The sequence below is a fragment of the Paraburkholderia sp. UYCP14C genome, from assembly GCF_004197395.1.
Lineage (GTDB): Bacteria > Pseudomonadota > Gammaproteobacteria > Burkholderiales > Burkholderiaceae > Paraburkholderia.
Window position 1 is genome coordinate 1 of the sequence record NZ_SELS01000030.1, and the last position, 18,948, is coordinate 18,948.

An 18,948-nucleotide genomic window follows, 5' to 3' on the forward strand; every position below is an offset into this window, starting at 1 on the left:
CGGCCGAAGCTCTGGACGAGTACCTAAAATCTGTTCAACAATCTCGTGTTGCGACGACCGGTTGAATCCGCCCAGTATGCAGCGGTGAGTACCAGGCCTTGCTGAAGTGCTGAAGCGGCATCACCTGTTTTGCAGCATGAGCCGCTGAACCTGAAAATGGAGCGCGTGTGCCAGTGTCAGTATGCCAACTACGATGTGGCTCGGTGCGATATAAGCTGGTACATCGTCCCTTTCTGCAATCCGGTGCGCTTGCACTCCACGCTGGACTAGCTGTCGCTCGCCGTCTACGAGGCGAATCCGACAGCGAAAGAACTTATCCGCCTGTCCGAAATAACTTGTTGGAAAAGCAACTTGAAATCGCCTGCTGTCTGATTGACGCGCAGCCGGAAGGCGCTGAGGAGGGCGCGGAACAGACGCAACTGCATCAAGCGCACCATGTTAGAAAAATACACAGTAGAATGCGCGCACGCGTCTTAAAAGTCAGTCATTCCCTCAGATTACACCTCGCCAAATGCTCAAGACGAGAAATGAACGTCGGCAGTCTAGCCCAACGCAGATTTGTCGTGCTACGACGTCTGTCGTAGGCTCGACCAGATCCGGATTCGGAAGTGTTGCCGGCGTATCCATAACCAGCGCAAATCACGTATTGAAAGGGATGTGAGGTGCTATTATGATGTGGCTTCACGAATTACGCTAATTCAATCTTGTTTTAAACGGCAGCGCGCCGGAGTGGGGTGCAAGCATCCGTGTTGAGATCGAATCGTATGTAATTTCAAATCATTATTTCGATTAAGAATTTTAATTAAAAATCCAAATGGAAAAGTGGCTCGTAGTATCGAACTGTCAAACCGTGGGACTTGGGAACTGTCTATCGCTACTTTGTCCCTTCGTGAAGGTTGAGACATGTGACATCTGGAGCTTTCGTTCTGAGATGACCGGCTGGAAATCGAAATTGGGCGAGTACAGCCAAGTGATCTTGAATCCTTTATTCAGGCACGAACTTGATCTTTCCGGTACGGACCATGTAACCTTCGTTCCGTCCTTCTATTTTCAAGGTTTTCACCCCGATCTAACGTATGTGCGTTGCGACGGCGTACCCGTGAAAAGTCCAATGGACGATTACCATTCGGTGATCATCGCAGTTGCCTTCAGGAAGGGATTAACTGAATCTGAAGCACGCCGTCTGTTTGTAGGGGACGTTTATGAGCGCCTTGGCTACTTCTCGATGTGGGACGCGGCAAAACAGGAATTTATCCAAAATTTTGATGCTTACGGTTTAAATGTCCGATCTGAATTTTCTGGATGGATGAGAAGAGGCGGCTTCATGCACAGCGTCAATCACCCAAAGATTGATGCGATTTACGATGTGGCTGCAAAAGTAGCCAAAATGCTCAAAGGTGACGACTATATCCAGAGTGCGTTCCGACCGCATGACAACCTCGCAGTTGCTCCCGTCTTTCCCGTTTATCCGGAGATCGCTGAGCGATATGGGCTGGATTGTGGTTCATACCTTTTCAAGTCCTTTCCCTATAAGTTTTTCGGGCTGGATGAGTTCATTGCTGGCAGTTACGAGGCATACAGGAAATTTCCCGTGGATGGTCTCGAAATACAAAGTCTATATTATGAACGCGCTATGAACCTGATTTCGGAGCAGATATGAATAATCCCTATAAAGACCTGGATGATCACCACTTCTGGAGGCGCGCCATTTCTGCTGTAGATATGCATGCGGTCGACCCGGTCGTTTCCCCGAAGTTTGTGATTGAAAAGTCGGACCGAGTCGCGACCGCTGGAAGTTGTTTCGCGCAGCACATTTCTCGTCGGTTGTCCTCCATTGGTTTCAATTACTTTGTGCCAGAATCTGGGGAAAATTTGGATCCAGATAAAAAATTGGCGTTGGGGTATGGGGTATTCTCCGCACGTTACGGAAATATCTATACCGTCAGGCAATTACTACAAACGTTTGAAGAGGCTTTCGGTGCCCGTTCGAAAAGCGAAAGCGCGTGGGTACGAGAGGATGGTCGGTACGTAGATCCTTTTCGCCCTGCCATTGAGCCTGCAGGCTTTGCCAGCCCCGATGATATGCAGGAGGCCCGGCAAATCCATATGAAACACGTGAGATCGGTGTTTTTGGATGCGGATATTTTCGTATTCACGCTTGGACTGACCGAGAGCTGGCTGAGTCGCACTTCGGGGGATGTCTTCCCCTTGGCGCCGGGCGTTTCCGGAGGATCCTATGATTCGATAAGCTACGAATTCGCAAATTTCAACATTGAGGACGTTGTTTCTGACCTGCGTCGCTTCCTCTCTCAACTCAAGTGCGTTAATCCGAAGATTCGAGTGCTACTGACGGTCTCACCGGTCCCACTCATTGCGACCTTTGAGAGGAGGCACGTGCTCACTTCGACGACGTATAGCAAGTCGGTTCTTCGGGTGGCGGCCGAGATGGTAACTGCCGAATTCAATTGGGTGGATTACTTCCCGTCATTCGAAATCATCACGGGCAATTTTAACGCGGGTCGGTACTATGAAAATGACCTGCGCGAGATTAATAGTATTGGCGTCAGCCACGTCATGAGGTGCTTCGTCCGAAACTACATAGCTTCTTCGAGTGGCGCGGGTCGAACCACAGATGCTGAGGTAGCGAATTCCCCAAACGACGGCATCGCGGCGGAGCAGTCACATTTCCGCATGGACCGCGTGGTTTGCGACGAAGAGATGATCGAGCGAGTATCTTTCTAGCTGGGCCTGCAAGCAGCAGATCGCGACTGCGCGTCTCAATGATGGGGAATGTTTACGAATGACGCGCTGCATTCTACGGTCAGTACAAGACAGCATTCCGCCGAGGACTGAGATTTACTCGCATGTTCGGGCGGTCCCATGGTTTGAAAATGCGGTATCTCGCAGTGATTTTGTGCAGGACGAGGGAGCCTCGCCAAATGACGGTGGCGCCAGGCGGAGGAACCCTGCGGCGATTCAGATGTGTGATTTACACACGTCGCTTCAACCAAAATGAAGCGGTGAACCGAGAAATCTTGACTCGATTAAGTTGGGTGCTGACGTATCGCGAGACCTGCAACCCGGGTCTCGTATGTGCGCGGCTCGGGATTTAGAGGCCGACGCTTCGCAGGTGGCCACGGCGCTATCGGGATGCCGGAGAAGTAGATCTTTGCTCGCAAAGTCTCCGCCCTCTTGGCAGCCCAACCCGGAAAGTTTCAGAGGGTGGCGGGGCGACAATTCTCCGGCTGCGCTCCGAACACAAGCGGGCACAGCGGATCCAGAACGATCTGCCTCTCCGCGAGCAACGAGAACTGTGCCTCGCCAGAATTCACCAGATGCTCAGAACGGCCTCTGTGAAGCTGTTAGTGCACTTTAAGGCGGCTGGCACGTCCCAGACGCTCTAGCCGCCCGGCTCCCGGGGAGAGTCCACATGGAGACGACAAAGATCGGGCAACGCGTCCATCAATACGAGGCCATCGATGACTGTTCGCGCTTCTGCATACTGGCTGTTTGCCCGCGCAGAAACGCCCGCAATATGCTGCTTTTTCTTGCTCTATCGGGGAGATGCCGTTTCCGATCCAACGTAACCAGACTGAGGGGCGAGTTCTCCGCCGAATCGGTGCAGCGACGTCTGAAGAGCGAGCGCATCAAATTTGGTCCATTCCCGCCGTGCTCCCGGCATCTCAATGGTGGAGTCGGGGATTCCCAACTTACTGACCTAAACGACTCCTGGTTCCGTCATGTCCCGTCTAATCACAAGATTGAGCCGGGAATTGAGGAGTGGCAGTCTGTTTGAAACGGGCGCCGTTCGAATTGCTCACTCGGCGACAATGCGCCCGTCGACCGTATCGCATAACTGGGCGAAATCACACCTCTCGTGGAGGAGGTTGAGAGCGCCTATGATCGTTCGGAAGAGCGAATCCGGCACCGGCGAATGACAAATCGTCAAGACCCTTGTCGAACATCACCTCACACTTGTAAAAGCTGAGCAGATCTCGATCCACGTTCGCTTCCGTTGCGGTCAAGCAGATGGGGGGCGCAGGCGATGCGCTCCCCGCACAGAATAGCCAACTGATTGACGGCCTGCTGCCGGGTGATAGGCAGCATCTTTCAATCCATGCGATATTTCGCGAAGGAAGGTACATCAGTTTGCTTGCGGCTTACCTTTCCAGATCTAATAACCTTCAGTCATTTATTCGCGAGAAGGTCATCAACATTCGCAATGCCTATAAGCTCAAGGGAGCGACTTTCTTGCCGACACTGACAGACTGCCATCCTTTGACAGCAGAGTGGGTGAAACAGCTGGTTGGGATCGACGCCGTGCTGGCGTGCAACAGCCCGGCTCAAAACTCTCTCGCAACATCGTCAGCGTTTGGTTGAGTGACGATTGTCGCCGACCCTCCCCCTGTCAACACTTCCAGCATTTGTTGCCTGTCGTTAGTCACAAACCCAGTCGTATGCCCTACCCGTTATTTGAAATGGGAGGCCGTGTCTGATAATTCAGGGGAACCAGCTCAAATGCAAACGTTTGCCAGCGCCCAGTATGTTTTTCCTTTCGTCATGTTTGCCGAATACTTGACAGCGGCGATGCAAGCTACGTTTCATTTTTGTGATCGTAGTGTGGGATTTTCGTCAGATTGCGCAATTCGTCGCCCGAGCATGAGACAATCCGCGTCACGCCTTAATTACTTACTAATACATCGCCATAAATGTCGCGTCTGTCTCGTTATGTCATTTTCTCCGCGGCCGCATTGGGCGCGATTTCGGATTCTGGTTGTTCGAGCATTCCCACCTCCGGGCCTAGCAGTTCACAGGTAAGCAGCGCAGCGGCTACCGCGAATCCCACAGGCATTCAGATTGTCGATGTGACGGACGACGTCGCTCGCAAACTGTTCGCCGAACGTAGCGTCGGGAACTTTGCCACCACGTTGGGTAGCGGCACATCGTTTCAACAGCAACTCGGTGTGGGGGACACCATTGAAGTATCGATTTGGGAGGCGCCGCCTGCCACCTTGTTTGGTGCTTCGCAACTCGATTCGAAGGCTGGCGCAAGCCTCGCGGGCGTGACGGTTCTGCCGGATCAAACCATCGACGGAAACGGCAAAATTAGCGTGCCGTTCGCGGGAGAGGTGAAGGCTGCAGGGCGGACGCCGTCCGAACTGCAGCGCGACATCGTTTTAAAACTTAAATTTATCGCGCACGATCCGCAAGTGTTAGTGAAGCTCTCGCACAACGCGACTTCTTATATAACCGTAGTGGGCGATGTCGCAAGCAGCAACAGGATGGCGTTAAGCGCCCGCGGTGAGCGCGTGCTGGACGCACTAGCGGCCGCGGGTGGAGTAAAGCAACCTGTCGACAAAATCACCATTCAGGTTACGCGAGGCGAAACGGTTGCATCGCTGCCACTTGAAACCGTCATTCGCGATCCTCGACAGAATGTGCCACTACATGCGGGCGACATTGTAACGGCACTCTTCCAGCCATTCAGTTTCACGTCTCTCGGTGCCACGGGGAAAAATCAGGAAATCAATTTCGAAGCGCAAGGTATTACGCTCGCGCAGGCGATGGCACGATCTGGTGGTCTCGAAGACTCCCGTTCGGATGCAAAGGGGGTCTTCATTTTCCGCATGGAGAATGCAGGCGCTCTTAACTGGCCGAACCAGCCTGTTCGTACGACAGCAGACGGCAAGGTGCCAGTGATCTATCGCGTCAATCTAAAAGACCCGAGTTCGTTCTTTGTTGCTCAGAGCTTCATGATGGATAATAAGGACGTACTTTACGTATCAAATGCGCCAGTCGCCGAGTTGCAAAAATTTCTGAACGTGATCTTTTCTATTGCGTATCCAATTGTTTATGGCGTACAGACATTTAGGTAATCGTAATCGTTTTTGCAACGAAAAGACGTGTAATTTCGATAAGATTTCGCATCTGAAAATTAATTGGTGAAGTCAATTGAGCTTTAATATAATAAAGCGCCTTTCGATGGCGGATAGGCTGTTTTTTGGGGTTGTTGTCATACCTGTCGCGATTTCAATTTTATATTTCGGACCGTTGGCGAGCGATGTATATATATCGGAATCCAGCTTTGTAATTTACAGTCAGCAGACTCAGCAATCCACAGGATTGAGCTCATTCCTGCAGACTGCGGGATTGAGTAATTCTTCTTCCGGCGTATACGCGGTGAGAGACTATATTCTTTCGCGCGACGCATTGCGCGCCTTGGAAAAGAGTATTAAGGTCACTGAGATCTACACCAATCGCGATGCCGACCTGTTTAACAGGTTCGGGGGGGTGTTTTGGCCAGACCGAAGCAACGAAAAGTTGTTTGATTATTATCAGCACATGATTGGCGAGGACATCGATTCGACCTCGAATATTACAACTCTCCGTACCAAAGCATATACAGCGGAAGACGCGCGGCGGATAAACAGCGAATTGTTGACCCAAAGCCAGGAGTTGGTAAACCGATTAAATGAAAGGGCGAACAAGGACGCCGTCCGGTTCTTTGAGAAAAGTGTGATCGATGCGAAGTCAAAAGTCGAGATGGCATCCGTCAGTCTGGCCGAATATCGTAACAAGAAGGGTGTGTTTAGCCCGGAACCGCAAGTAACCCTTAAGGCACAGTTGATCAGCAAATTGCAGGATGACTTAATCGCCAACGATACAAGGCTGCATCAGCTGGAGTCTATTTCGCCGCTGAATCCTCAAATTGCAGCGTTGAAAATTGAAGATGCAACGCTTCAGAGCCAGATTCAGAAGCAGATGAGCGAAATTACCGGAGGTAATTCGTCGCTTGCGAGCAATGCGGTAGACTACGAGAAACTCTCACTTGAGAAGGACTTCGCCGAGAAGGAACTGGCGGCCTCTCTAACCTCTTTGGAGCAAGCGCGGATTCAGGCGCAGAAGCAGCAACTGTTCCTTGAGACCATCTCAACCCCAAGCCTCCCGGACGAGGCATTGGAGCCGAGACGAATTCGAGGGGTATTATCGACGCTGATGGTCGGGCTTTTGCTATGGGGCGTGTTTAGTGTGATCTTCGCGGGAATTCGAGAACATAATGATCGGTGAAAACGAATTCGATTTATTTACAAAGGCACGAATTCAAGGGCGAGTGATATGGGCCCTTACGATGCGCGAAGTAATCACCCGGTTTGGCAGAGAGGGTCTGGGCGTATTTTGGCTGCTCGCAGAGCCGGCAATGTTTATTGTCGGCGTGATGATTATTTTTAGCCACATCGAAAGGAAGGCGGCCTTTCCGATTGCCGAATATTTGTCCGTCAGCTATCCTACGCTGTTACTTTGGCGCAATGGGACCGGACGCGTAATAAAGGCGCTGGAAGTGAATCGCGCACTGTTGCATCATCAACCTATTCGTCCGATTGATATTATTTATTCCAGAATTTTGTTGGAATTTTCCGGATCGGCTGGAGCTTTTTTTATTCTGTTTATCATCCTTGTTCAGTTGAATATTTGCCAATGGCCAGACGATATTTTTTCAATGGTCGGTGGCTATATGCTGATCATTTGGTTTTCGTTTTGCTTCGTATTGATTATGGCGGCGCTGTCGGAGCTCAGTGAATCGATTGAGAGAGTCTCTCATATTATATTGTATCTGATGCTTCCATTTTCTGGTGTATTTATTCCGCTGTCGACGTTACCGAGAGAATACCGGGATTTGCTGCTATGGTTTCCGCTTGTAGATGCAGTTGAGTATTTCCGTCACGGCTATTATGGTATGAGAATGACTACATTTTATAACATTCCATACACGATATTCGCGACTCTTGCTCTAATGTTGTTTGCGTATGGATTAACCCAGATGTCTATCAGAAAAATTAGCTTGCACTAACAAGATCGATGTTGGAACTAATTAATGTAAGTAAGCACTATCCGGTGCATCACGGGCGTGATCGTCGATTGGTTCTTGATAAAATCAATCTTGCGGTCCAACCTGGGCAGAAGTGGGGAATATTAGGGCGGAATGGCGCGGGTAAGTCGACGTTGATCCGGATCATGAGTGGTTCCGATCTACCCAATTCGGGGTTGCTGAAAAAGTCGATGACGGTTTCGTGGCCGTTAGCTTTCGGAGACGCCTTTCAAGGGAGCTTGACTGGTAAGGATAATGCCCGGCTCATTTCCAGGGTGTATGGGATAGACCCCGTAGGAACTATCGAGTATGTGAAGCAGTTCGCAGAACTAGGCGTCTATCTAAATGAGCCCGTTAAAACGTACTCCGCTGGTATGCGGTCGCGACTGGCTTTCGCTATCTCAATGTCGATCGAATTTGACTGCTTCTTGATCGACGAGGCAATGGCCGTTGGCGATCATCAATTTGCGAAAAAATGTGACGTCGAGCTTTTCCAGAAACGCCGCGATAGAGCCATGGTAATAGTTACCCACCAAACGGAACTAATCGAGGAACACTGCGACCATGCCGCGCTACTGGAAAAGGGGCGGTTGAAGATATTCGAAAACGTAAGTGACGCGATTACAGCATATAAAGAACTGTGAAATCATGAATAAAAATATCTACGAGCTGCTCGAGTGCACATCTGAAGAATTCCTGAGCGGAGCATACAAGTATATGTTCGGCCGCGAGATCGATCGTGACGGGCGGGAACACTATCTCGCGCGGCTACTTTCGGGCGCAAACCGAATCGACATCCTATACGACCTCGCCCGTTCGCCAGAGAATCTTCTCGATCACAATGCGCGATCGAGGCTCGCCAAGGTATTCAGAGCGAATGGCAATATCGGAGTACCGATGCTGCGACCATTCAGACGTAAGCGGCTCGCCAATATCCGGGCTAAAGAAAACCTGATTGGAATTTTGTCGGCCGTGCGTGCTACCAGTACGACTACTCTCTCAGCGAAAAGTGACCCGGTGGGGGCAATCAAAGCTGGCGCGGATCTCAATGGCTCCGCGCCGGAGCAGAGGGTCGCGGTCGTGGCACGCGCGAAAGAACAAGGGGCTAAATCGCAGACAAGCGTGGTCGTTCCGTCATCTGTCAAATACCCGACTCCAGTTGACTTGGGGGCGGCCCCACTGATTTCCATCATCGTTGTGAACTACAACGGTGAAAGGCATCTCCGTGAGCTAGGTGACTGCCTGGGGAAGCAGACATATAAGAACTTCGAAGTAATTTTCGTCGATAATAATTCGTCGGACGCCTCGATATCGGTAGCGAAAAAAGCAATACCCAAGATCAAGATCATCGCCAGCGCGAAGAATTTTGGCTTTGCGGAGGCGAACAACATTGGCCAAGAAGCGGCGGCAGGTGAATTGTTGCTGCTCATGAACAATGACATCAGCTTTGGTCCTAGCTTGATTGAAGACCTTTGGAGGGGCTTCGGAGAGTGCGACAAAAAAAATGTAGCGGCCGTCATTCCAAAAATCCTGTTTTATAAGGATTTCATGACTCTGAAGGTCACATCCGACGACTCGTTCTGGTTGGACGAGGAAGAGTTGCTCGGCCAGTTGGGCGACTACAAAAAGCTAATTCCGCTGACAAAGTTGAAAAATGCTCTTAAGGAGCACCGTTTCATGGTGCCGGTCGGAGCGGTCAAACTGAAGGTGACGTTGGCTTATGAACGCGCGTCGGATGCTAACATTAACGTCACAATCTCCGGTTCGGAGAAATCGAAGGTTCGGATTGAGATCCGACCAGAACATAAAAAAATTGTCACCATCGATTGTGAGCGAGGCAAAGCGCAAGCAATAATCAATAATGCAGGATCGTACGTTACGCCCGAAGGGGAGTGTGGAGATATCGGCATCTACGAAGTAGATGAAGGCCAGTATGACAACCCGAGCACGCGCGACGCGCTATGCGGCTGCGTTGCGCTGATCCGCCGTTCCGCCTTGGGGAATTATCCACTATTTGCACCGGATTTTTTCGCATATTACGAAGATTCCGAGTTGTCGATCCGTCTTCGCTCAGGTGGATGGTTGATTCACTATTACCCGACTGCAGTCGTACGGCACAAGCACGCGTCAACCAGCAGCGATAAATCGCTACTTTTTAAACGGTTGATCGCGAAAAATCGGCTCGGTTTCATGGCCATTCACTTTCCGCATCTTCTGGAAGCACAGCTCGCGGCTGCACAGTCAAATTGGAAGCACCTAGAACATTCCGCAGCGAACGGTGTGAAATTTGAAGCTGTCGATCTTGAATTCATTCGTGGTATACCGGATCTCAGGGCCGAAACGTTGGGATTTATCGGAAGGGTCAAAGCTGGGCTGATTTTTTCTAGAGGAACTAGATTGCCGGCGATAGGGATCTATAACCTTTATTGGAATACAAAGGGTGGTGGCGAGCTCCGAGCACTCTATTTGGCCGAAGCTCTTTCGAAATACGGTCGAATCGATTTGATTTCACCGCACGATTTTGATCTGGACGGCTTGCGAGCGTATTTTAATCTGAAACTGGAGGGTGTTAGGAAGATTATTGTAGGCGGGTTTTCGTCTCAGGATACCAAGCACTACGACCTGTTCGTCAATACAACTCATCATAGCAATCTGATTTCTCGAGCGCACTATTCCGTCTATTTGCTGAGTTTTCCTCATCGACATGTGACTCCGGAATGTCTTGCGAGTTACAACCTCATTTTGGCTAATTCGGACTTCACGGCGGAGTGGACGAAGACATATTGGGGGAACTGGGCTCCCGTTGAAGTGTTGTATCCTCCTATCGACGCCAGTGGTATCCGTGCATTCAGTAATGAGCGGCGCGACGGAAATGCGCGCGTGAAAAATATTCTGAGCATCGGCCGGTTCTTCAAGAATGGACATAACAAGCGTCAGCTTGAGATGATCAATGCTTTCAAGAAAATCGCCCGTAAGCGGCGCGATTTCGACTGGAAGCTAACCCTTGTGGGGTCGGTGAACCTTAAGGATCCGGATTCCGTTAGCTATCTGTCTGAACTCTACTCAGCGGCGGAAGGCGAAAATATTGAAATTTTGACAAATTGCTCGCGAAATAGGCTCCTGCAATTGTTGTCCGACACCCCTGTGTATTGGCATGCGTCGGGACTTGGCGTAGCTTCCATCGATCCGGAATCGATGGAGCATTTTGGAATGGCGATCGCGGAGGCCATGTCGGCAGGTTGCGTCCCGGTTGCATTCTCTGGTGGCGGAATACCCGAGGTTCTGGGTGAAGGACTTTCCTTTTTGTTGTTCTCAGATGAGGACGGATTAGTCGCCAATACGGAAAGATTGATGGATCTCTTCGAGCACTCAAACGGGGAATTTTTCGATCTGTCTGCGGCCGCCGCCGAGCAGGGAGCCCAATTCGATGTGCGGCATCACAATGCAAGGATTGACTCAATTTTTGCACCGCTAGTGCGAATGACGATGGAGCGAAAAGCAAGGTTCTCGGCGGTGCACGAGTTGCAGGCGGAATGAGCGGACAAGGGGCGGACGATAACGAACGAGGGAAATTCCCGAGGCAGTTGCTGTCCGCCTCATTAGGACTTTAGTCGGCCGATCCGGCCGGCTCGTAGCCAAATAGAAGATCTATTTATGAAAAATAATGGTGGTGTTTATCCGGGGCGCATATTTGTTGACCATCTGCCGAAGACGGCTGGCACGGCTTTAGGTGCTTGGTTGAAATCCGCGTTAGGCGAAGGCTGCGTTTCCGATACCGCGCTGGGAAACCACCAAGAAGTAATTCGGCGTTTCGGGGGGAGGTATTCTGTCATACTTTCGCACACGCATTTCTCGGGCGAAGATCTCGATCCAAGATATGAATATATAACCTGTTTGCGAGAGCCGATCGACAGAGCAGTTAGCTGGCTTTTCTTCATAGTACAGAATCACGTACCTAGCGAGGCGCCGGAGATATTTGCCGCGGCGCAACGGATCTTGAGTGTTTCTGAGGAACAATCGCAAATCAGCGACGACGATCTCTATGTGTTGAGACAACACTCGCAGCATTACGTGGACCATTTTTACGATGTTTGTCCCCGGGAAGGTTCGCGAGTGGACGTGGCGATCGAGAACTTTTTGAAATACTCCGTTTGGGGCTTTCAGGAGGATATGGGGGCGCTGGTGGACGACATCGCGCGCCTTATCGGTTTGGAGCCGCCGGGAGCGTTGGCCAAAGCGAATATCACAAGAGGCAGGCCAGAGGTCGAAAATGTTTCTCCCGCATTGAGGAGGAAGTTGGAATCGATCTTCTCGGAGGATATTATTTTTTATAATATCCTGAGGGAGAAATACTCCAGGCGCGGCGTCATCCCCGCGCAGGTTTTGCCGCGCAAGTGGGATCGCTGGAGCGGCCTGAAGTCATTCGACGATCGTTGGCGCGAAGACTTTATTCTCGTCAGCAGTAGCTTGCGTGGAAAGCAGGTCTGGGGCGAGTTGCTAACTTTCGACCTGATGTTTTCTGTAGCGATTGGATTGAATGCGCCCAAGTTCAGATTCTCTATCTGTGACGAGAGCGATGGCGAAGCTTTTTCAGAATTTGGAGCTATTGATTTCGAAGGGGACGACCTTTCCAGTGGTGGTGTTTGCGAAATGAACTTCACGTTCTGCGCAAATTTTCCGGAAGGGCGATTTTACGTAAACGTCGAAATATTTGATCAAGGTGTATGTGTCGCTAAGCTGAATCGTATCCGAGGCTTCAGAGTAGGAGTTTCCAGGGAGCGCGCACAATCGGGGTACCTTCCTGTCACCCGAACCACTAGGTTCTCCAAGCGACAGACTAAGCCTTTTTCGTTCGTAAATGACGGAAGTGGGCGGATCGTTGCGCAAAATGTTCCAACCAAAGTACGCGCCGGGCAGCGGTTCGACGTAGCTATTGAGCTGACGAACGGCAGCCGGCAAGACTGGATCGGGTTTGAGCGCTATCCGATAAGCTTGTCCTATAGATGGCTGTGTGGTGACAGGTCGGTGGTGGTGCGTGATGGCGTCAGAACGCCGTTTCCTACGTCTCGCCTGAATGGGGGATCTTCCGTTAAAACGGATATCAGGGTGTGTGCTCCAGAAAGGCCCGGGACGTATATTTTGCAGATAATCCCTGTTCAAGAGATGATTTGCTGGTTCGACCAACGAGGGTTCACCTGCCAGGACCTTGAGGTCGAGGTGACCGGCTGATTCAACATTGAACGGGTTTCTTGCCGGTGAGCGAGGTATCCGGTTGAACTGCAACATTGAATTTCTGGATTTTAAGATGCCGTTTTCAGAGAAGAACAATACGAGCGATCCGCAAGTCGTGGTCGATTTGCGTGCAGCGCTGGATGGATTTTACGGAATTCCGCAGGAGAACCGGCTGCTGTTTAGCGCGCTGATGGGCTGTGGTATGCGTGTGCGTGGGTTGATACAAATGTCCAAACGCGTCACGAAAGGGGGCGTGGTCGCCGGGAGAATGATTGCCGACGGAGATCGACTTCACCGGTTTTCTCAGGTAGTCGTGTCTGTCCGCGGCAAAACCTATTTCGACTGGAAGACCGCCGTTATCGATGCAGTGATGTCTTTGGACATTAAACTTCGATTGCGTATTGGAGCGTTTTTCTTCGGCAGGTCGATAGAACTGCGACTCTTTGAAACTCGACATTTTCGCGATTTTGTCTGGCAGCATATCTTCTCCAGAAGTGTACCTGCAAGTGAGCGCGAGAAGGTGCTGAGCTCGGACCATTTCATATGCCCGGTACCTTGGAGGTGGATGCACGAATCTGGTATCGACCGCGCCCTGTTCTTTAAAAAGTCACGTTATCCGGTTATTGATACCTCGGGTATTGACGTTTTGATCGCGCAAACTCCCTACCCGGGGCGCGTCAAGGATGGTACGGCTCTCGTTATTCACTATCACGACGCGTTGCCGCTCCTGATGCCGCACACGATCTCAGATCGAGCGTTCCACGAGGCAAGTCATTTCCATGCGCTAGCAGCAAACGTGCGTGACGGTGCCTGGTTCGTCTGCGTTTCAGAGGCGACAAGGCGGGATTTGATAACGCTTTTTCCAGAGGCTGAGGCCCGATCGATCACCATCCACAATATCTTGCCGTCTCACTATTTCCCAAGTACCTTGGAGAAGGATGGAGTTGGTGGAATAGTTCGCCGCTACCTACACGGCAACTTCGAAACGAAAGATGGCAGGAACAAGTGGAGCTTGGCAAAGAGGTTTAACTCAGAACTCGAGAAGTCTGAGTTCTACGCTAAGAAGTTCGGTAGGGGCGCTCGATTCCTATTAATGGTATCGACTCTGGAGCCGCGCAAAAATCACATGCGACTGCTGGAGGCCTGGCAGTCGCTTCGGGAAACACTCGCCCCCGATCTCGCGCTCGTTTTTGTTGGTCATGTAGGTTGGGACTACAGCGCGACTCTAGACGCGTGCGTTCCAGCAGTGGAGCAAGGTGGCCTCGTGATGTTGCAGGGTGTTCCAGCACCGTATCTGAGGGCTCTGTACCGCGAGGCTTTGCTCACGGTCTGTCCAAGTGTTGGAGAGGGTTTTGATTTTTCCGGCGTGGAGGCAATGCGTTGTGGCGGCGTTGTCGTCGCGTCAGATATTCCGGTGCACCGGGAGATCTATGGGGACGCGTCCGATTATTTCGATCCATACGATTCCGAAGCACTGAAAGATAAACTAAACTATTTGGTCTGCGATGAAGGAGCCGAAGCTCGTCGCGAACATTTACGAACTGTGGGAAGAGAACAGAGCGCGCGCTATCTCAGCGAAAATATTCTGCCGGAATGGACTAGCTTTTTGCATCGTGTGATTGCCGAGCAGCGGGACGAACCGAAAAGGCGAGAAGCTGTGCTCAGATCTTCGCAACGAGTGATGAGCCCGCACTCGGAAGGAGAGTCCATCTGAGCGTCTGACGGGATCCGCGCGGTTCTTCAGCGGCGGGCGGCGACAGGTGATCACCTGCAGCGCGGCTTAGCCGCCCTTGTCGTACAGATCCTTGAAATGATAGAAACTGTCGCGTGGATGACTCATTACGCGGAAGTCTTGACTCACGTTACGGAGCTACCAGGGCAGTTCCAGGATGCCGACATTCGGCGCGAATGACTTTCTGCTCCTGTGTCATGGCGGACTATTCGCGGTTTGCGGGGCGCAATGCCTTGAAGGGTCTTGACCTAAAAGGCATTGCGCCCCGACAGCATCAGCCGACCACTGTCAGGTTTAGTTTAGGCCAAGCAATTCTCGCGCGATGGGCTGCGCACAATTACCCCACGTCTGCTGATCCGAACAAGGAGGCGGCGGCCGATTATAGCTACTGAATATGGAGTGCGTCATCCGCGTTCGTATGCTTCCAACAACTATTTGGAATTTTCGCTCTGTTTCATATTTTTCATCTCATATTGTTGTATTCTCCATCCTTGCCTAGACCAGCAACCAAATATTCAAACAATTCTGAGATCTCCGTGGGAGGCCGCACCGCCAAAGCGGTCTTCAACAAGGCTCGGGCCGCTTTCGACGTACTTGACATGCACCGCTCCTTTCTCGCCTTGCAAGGCACGGCTTCTCCTTTTTTTAGCCGGCTCGCCGCTGCATTGCGTGAACATGGTCATACTATCAGTCGGGTTAATTTTTGCGGTGGCGATTTGGCGTATGCCGGAAAGGGTGAGGCGTGGAATTTTGATCGCGCTGCGACGGAATTAAGTGGCTGGTATGCAAACAAATTAAAATCGGGAAGTTTCACCGACGTAATAATGTTCGGCGACTGCCGCGAAATCCACCGCCCAATCCATCCGATAGCCCAAGCCCACGGCCTGCGCGTCCACGTATTCGAGGAAGGCTATGTCCGCCCGCATTGGTTGACGCTGGAGCAACACGGCGTCAACGGTCGCTCCAAATTGCCCAGCGATCCCGCCTGGTATCTCGGGCAGCGCCGTCTCACGCCACCCAGTCCGATAGGAAAGCCCACCGGCTATAGCCTCTTTGAACGGGCATTGCACGACATCCGTTATCGGGCCGCCAACACGTTGTTCGCCCCGCGCTTTCCGCACTATCGCAGCCATCGGCCGAGAAACGGCTTCTTCGAATACGCGGGCCTCGCCGCTCGCGCATTGCGTCAACGTCAGCATCACAAAGACTCCGATCAAGTCACCGGTGATCTGCTCGACGCAAAGCAGCCGTACTACATCTTCCCGCTGCAATTGAATTCGGACGCGCAGATCGTCGTGCACTCGCCATTCGATGGCGTGCGCGAAGCCATTACCAAGGTACTGACGTCGTTCGCTAGTCACGCACCTGCGGACACCTGGCTCGTAGTGAAGAACCACCCACTCGACACCGGCCTGATCGACCACCGCAGTCACGCGCTGCAACTCGCCCGCGCCCTCGACATCACCGATCGCCTACGCTTCATCGATGCCGGCCATCTGCCGACGCTACTCGACAACGCGCGCGGCGCCGTGGTGGTGAACAGCACGGTAGGCCTGTCGGCACTGCACCACCGTCGCCCGCTGATGGCGCTTGGCGCGTCCATCTACAACATGCCCGGTCTCACTTGGCAAGGTTCACTCGACGACTTCTGGACCCAAGCCAGCGAGCCGGACATGAACCTGTACCAGGCCTTCCTCGACTACGTCGTCCACCACACGCAGATCAACGGCGACTTCTATACGAAGACCGGCATCGCAATGGCCGTAGCCGGAGCGGTACAACGTCTGGAGGCGGCCGCGCATGCGTAAAGCCGAGTCGCGCCACATCGTGATCACCGGCGCGAGCGCCGGGCTCGGTCGCGCGCTCGCACTGGCTTACGCGGCGCCAGGCGTCCAACTCGGCCTTATCGGTCGAGATCCCGACCGCCTCGAAGCGGCGGCGCAAGCCTGCCGCGCAAAAGGCGCAAGCGTGCAGACCGCCCTGATCGACGTACGCGACGCGCAAGCCATGCAAACCTGGCTGGACCAATTCGACGACACACACCCGATCGACCTGCTCATCGCCAACGCAGGCGCCGCCAGCACGCTCGCGTCCACAACCGACTGGGAAGACCAGGGGCGCATGGCGGCAATCGTTGACACGAACTTCTACGGCGCAATGCACGCCGCGCTGCCGGTGATCGCGCGCATGCGCGCGCGCAAACACGGCCACGTCGCGCTAATCAGCTCACTCGCCGCACTGCGCGGCATGGCAATCTCACCCGCATATTGCGCAAGCAAAGCAGCGATCAAAGCCTACGGCGACTCAGTCCGTCCGCTCCTGTCGCGCGATGGCATTCGCATGTCGATCGTTCTGCCGGGCTTCGTCAAGACCGCAATGAGCGACGTGTTCCCCGGTGACAAACCCTTCCTCTGGTCAGCGGACAAAGCCGCCCACCACATTCAGCGCAAGTTGAAAGCAGGCCGCGCCGAAATCGCGTTTCCGAGCTTGCTCGCGTTCGGCATGCGGCTATTGCCGTTACTGCCCGCTGCCCTCGCCGACGCAATCCTCGGCGGCCTGTCGTATCTACCACGCGAGGAGCACTGAGTGAACGCGACGCTCGCGCTCAGCTTCGTGGCCGCGGCTGGCCTCGCGCTTCTGCCGGAAGCGCTGGCAAAGCCGCGCGCGTCGCTGCGCCGCTCGCCGTTGGCGTTCGCGTTGCACGTCGCAGCGATCGTGTTTCTCTGCGTGTGCGTGTTGCTGATCACCGGCCGCGTGCACTTTTCGGCCTTCGTCGCGATCGCATTGGTCGCGCTGCTCGCAGGCGTCAGCAACGCGAAATACGCATCGCTGCGTGAGCCATTCGTATTCACCGACCTTAGCCTCTTCAGCCAACTCTTCGCGCATCCGCGTCTTTATCTGCCGTTCCTGAGCGTGGGCACCGTCATTGCGATCGTGCTCGGCATCGTCGTGGTCGTCGCAGCGTTTGTCGCGGACCCGCCGCTCGCGCATCTGCCCGTCACGGCTCTTTTGCTCACTGCATGCGCCTCGATCACAGCCGCCTACGCATGCGCCGCCCGCTTGCCGCTGACACTGCGTGCCGTCAACGATCAGCAGCGCCACGGTTTCTTCGCGGTCTTCATCGCCTATCTGCTGAACGGCATGCGCGCGGCGACCGTGCGTCAATTGCGCGCCGCGCTCGCCGCCGGTCCGTTTGCGAGCGGCAAGCCGCACACGATGCCCGACGTGATCCTGATTCAGAGCGAATCATTCTTCGACGCGCGGCGTCTATCCATCTCGATCGATCCGTCAATCCTGCGCAACTTCGATCTCGCGCGCCGTGAGTCGGTGCAGCACGGCGAGCTGACGGTGCCCGCGTGGGGCGCGAATACGATGCGAACGGAGTTCGCGGTGCTGACCGGCGTTGACGAAGCTCAACTCGGCTACGCGCGTTTCTATCCGTACGCGTTCGTGCGGCGCGCGTGCGCGTCGCTTGCGTCGTGGTTCAAGCAGGGCGGCTATCAGACGCTCGCGATTCACCCGTATTACGCGGATTTCTTCGGTCGCGAGCGAGCCTTCAAACATCTGCAGTTCGACCGCTTCATCGACATCGATGCATTCGCGGACGCACCGCGTGCGGGCCCGTACGTCGCCGATATGGCGGTCGCGGATGCGATCATCGAAGCACTCGACGAACCGCGCGAGAAGCCCGCGTTCATTTTCTCGATGACGATGGAAAACCACGGCCCGCTGCATCTGGAAACGGTGCGCCCCGGCGAGGCCGCCGCTTTCCATTCGCTCGGTGATGACGAGCGATGGCGCGACCTGACCGCCTATCTGCGCCACCTCGCGAATGCCGATGCAATGCTCGGCCGGCTGCTCGCCGCGCTGCGCGCACGGCGCCGCGACACGGTGCTGTGCTTTTATGGCGATCACGTGCCGGCGCTATCGCACGTCTACGCGCAGTTCGACAACGAACCGGCACACAGCAACTACTTCATCTGGCGCAACTATGGTGATGCGCCTGCCATCCGAACAGATCTTTACGCCGGGCAACTTGGCGTCGCCCTGGTAGAAGCGCTCGCGCCAGCCGTATCGCGCGAGGAGCCGACACGCACGCTGCACCCAACAGAATAAC

Annotated in this window: 13 protein-coding genes and 1 pseudogene; all 14 read left to right on the plus strand. The window is 53.4% G+C overall.

The window, feature by feature from the left end:
- Positions 1-814 precede the first annotated feature (814 nt).
- The 14 genes and pseudogenes from EVC45_RS25070 (at position 815) to EVC45_RS25135 (ending at position 18,947) form a co-directional block, all read left to right on the plus strand.
- Positions 815-1,660 (plus strand): WcbI family polysaccharide biosynthesis putative acetyltransferase, encoded by an 846-nt coding sequence (locus tag EVC45_RS25070; RefSeq protein ID WP_168991530.1) that lies wholly within the window; start codon positions 815-817, stop codon positions 1,658-1,660.
- Complete coding sequence (locus EVC45_RS25075; RefSeq protein WP_129960932.1) at positions 1,657-2,742, plus strand: GSCFA domain-containing protein; 1,086 nt, start codon at positions 1,657-1,659, stop codon at positions 2,740-2,742. The genes EVC45_RS25070 and EVC45_RS25075 overlap by 4 nt, the downstream gene beginning before the upstream one ends.
- 293 nt (positions 2,743-3,035) lie before the next feature.
- Positions 3,036-3,968, plus strand: a pseudogene (locus EVC45_RS46875) (IS481 family transposase); the annotation flags it as partial.
- Between the two features lie 61 nt (positions 3,969-4,029).
- Entirely contained in the window at positions 4,030-4,380 is a 351-nt protein-coding gene (locus tag EVC45_RS25080) for a hypothetical protein (protein WP_129960933.1), read from the plus strand.
- Positions 4,381-4,709: 329 nt separating this feature from the next.
- On the plus strand, positions 4,710-5,876 hold the full coding sequence (locus EVC45_RS25085) for a polysaccharide biosynthesis/export family protein (protein WP_129960934.1): 1,167 nt from the start codon (positions 4,710-4,712) through the stop codon (positions 5,874-5,876).
- Between the two features lie 106 nt (positions 5,877-5,982).
- Positions 5,983-7,068 carry a hypothetical protein gene (locus EVC45_RS25090; protein WP_129960935.1) on the plus strand — a complete coding sequence of 362 codons (1,086 nt, stop codon included), beginning with the start codon at positions 5,983-5,985 and terminating at the stop codon, positions 7,066-7,068.
- The gene (locus tag EVC45_RS25095; protein WP_129960936.1) at positions 7,058-7,849 is read left to right on the plus strand and encodes an ABC transporter permease; all 792 of its coding nucleotides are present in this window, start codon (positions 7,058-7,060) and stop codon (positions 7,847-7,849) included. Before EVC45_RS25090 ends, EVC45_RS25095 begins: the two co-directional genes overlap by 11 nt.
- An 8-nt stretch (positions 7,850-7,857) precedes the next feature.
- The gene (locus tag EVC45_RS25100) at positions 7,858-8,511 is read left to right on the plus strand and encodes an ABC transporter ATP-binding protein (RefSeq protein WP_129960937.1); all 654 of its coding nucleotides are present in this window, start codon (positions 7,858-7,860) and stop codon (positions 8,509-8,511) included.
- Between the two features lie 4 nt (positions 8,512-8,515).
- The gene (locus tag EVC45_RS25105) at positions 8,516-11,404 is read left to right on the plus strand and encodes a glycosyltransferase (RefSeq protein WP_129960938.1); all 2,889 of its coding nucleotides are present in this window, start codon (positions 8,516-8,518) and stop codon (positions 11,402-11,404) included.
- Positions 11,405-11,521: 117 nt separating this feature from the next.
- Positions 11,522-13,096: a sulfotransferase family 2 domain-containing protein gene (locus tag EVC45_RS25110; RefSeq protein ID WP_129960939.1), complete on the plus strand. Its 1,575-nt coding sequence runs from the start codon at positions 11,522-11,524 to the stop codon at positions 13,094-13,096.
- Positions 13,097-13,139: 43 nt separating this feature from the next.
- Complete coding sequence (locus tag EVC45_RS25115) at positions 13,140-14,813, plus strand: glycosyltransferase family 1 protein (protein ID WP_211193473.1); 1,674 nt, start codon at positions 13,140-13,142, stop codon at positions 14,811-14,813.
- Between the two features lie 617 nt (positions 14,814-15,430).
- The gene (locus tag EVC45_RS25125; protein WP_129961004.1) at positions 15,431-16,639 is read left to right on the plus strand and encodes a capsule biosynthesis protein; all 1,209 of its coding nucleotides are present in this window, start codon (positions 15,431-15,433) and stop codon (positions 16,637-16,639) included.
- Positions 16,632-17,417 (plus strand): SDR family oxidoreductase, encoded by a 786-nt coding sequence (locus EVC45_RS25130; RefSeq protein ID WP_129960940.1) that lies wholly within the window; start codon positions 16,632-16,634, stop codon positions 17,415-17,417. Before EVC45_RS25125 ends, EVC45_RS25130 begins: the two co-directional genes overlap by 8 nt.
- Complete coding sequence (locus EVC45_RS25135) at positions 17,418-18,947, plus strand: LTA synthase family protein (protein WP_129960941.1); 1,530 nt, start codon at positions 17,418-17,420, stop codon at positions 18,945-18,947.
- Position 18,948 lies beyond the last annotated feature (1 nt).